The sequence below is a fragment of the Chromohalobacter beijerinckii genome, from assembly GCF_023061185.1.
Classification (GTDB): Bacteria; Pseudomonadota; Gammaproteobacteria; order Pseudomonadales; family Halomonadaceae; genus Chromohalobacter; species Chromohalobacter beijerinckii.
In genome coordinates this window covers 1-1,104 of record NZ_JAKGAK010000048.1, presented here as the reverse complement: position 1 = coordinate 1,104, position 1,104 = coordinate 1, and the positions used below count along the sequence as shown (strand labels likewise).

General features: G+C 57.9%; 1 protein-coding gene. It reads left to right on the top strand.

The features are described 5' to 3' along the window. Positions 1–103 precede the first annotated feature (103 nt). On the top strand, positions 104–1,096 hold the full coding sequence (locus L1075_RS15610) for an IS30 family transposase (protein ID WP_082021204.1): 993 nt from the start codon (positions 104–106) through the stop codon (positions 1,094–1,096). Positions 1,097–1,104 lie beyond the last annotated feature (8 nt).

Here is a 1,104-nt window from a genome sequence, read left to right as displayed (position 1 = left end):
ACTTGGATTCATAGAATAACCGCAGCACTTTGGACCGCCAGGTAGAGGAAGGAGGGCCAGCGCCGGTACCCTCTCGACTTTACCGACCAAAGTGAAGCAGAGCATGGGATACCGACAGCTGACCCAGACCCAACGATACCAGATTCACGCCCAACAGGGTGTCCGTATGAGCCAGCGGCAGATCGCTAAAGTGCTTGGCATCCATAGCAGCACCGTCAGTCGCGAATTGCGCCGTAACATCTCTCCTGATGGCTACGATCCCCGCCAGGCTCAGGCGTTCAGTGATCAGCGGCGGCGCACTGCCTGGAAAATGACAAAACGACTCCCCAGCCTCATGCGCTGGGTGGCTGATCAACTGGCTGACGAATGGAGCCCTCAGCAAATCAGTGGCTTTATGGCCAACGCCAATGGTGCTTACGTGAGCCATCAGTGGATCTATTCGTTGATCTGGGATGACAAGGCACGGGGTGGCGGTCTGTGGCGATATCTCCGGCAACCCAAGCGGCGGAGCAAGTACCGTGCACAGGCCAAGAGCGCCGGACTCGGCAAGATTCCGAACCGAGTGGGTATCGAGCACCGCGCCGCTGAGGTGGATGATCGACTCACGATTGGCCACTGGGAAGGCGATACGGTGCTCAAGGGACATAAGCAATCCGGGTTGGTCACGCTGGTTGAGCGCCGCAGTGGCTATCTGCTGGCAGCTCGGCTCCCCAATATCACCGCCGAACTGACACAGAAAGCCATGATTCGGCTGCTGAAGCCCCGGCGTGGGGCTGTTCAGACCGTGACACTGGACAACGGTTCGGAGTTCGCCAATCACGAGGCAGTGGCCAAGGCAGTGTCAGCGGCGATCTACTTCTGCGATCCCTATTGCTCCGGCCAACGCGGGACCAATGAAAATACGAATGGCTTGATCCGGCAGTACTATCCCAAAGGAACCGATTTTCGACAGGTGACGGATGCCGAGCTGAGAAAGACCGTCAATAAGCTCAATGATCGCCCCCGAAAACGGCTCGGTTATCGGACACCGGCACAGGTGTTTCTGGGGGAATACTCCGGCGCCCTGGATACCGCAGGTGCTGCGCTTATTGGTTGAATTCAGGA

What these genes read in the sequence shown, in the direction of transcription:
- L1075_RS15610 (WP_082021204.1), top strand. Translation starts at nt 104, where the DNA reads ATGGGATACCGACAGCTGACCCAGACCCAACGATACCAGATTCACGCC.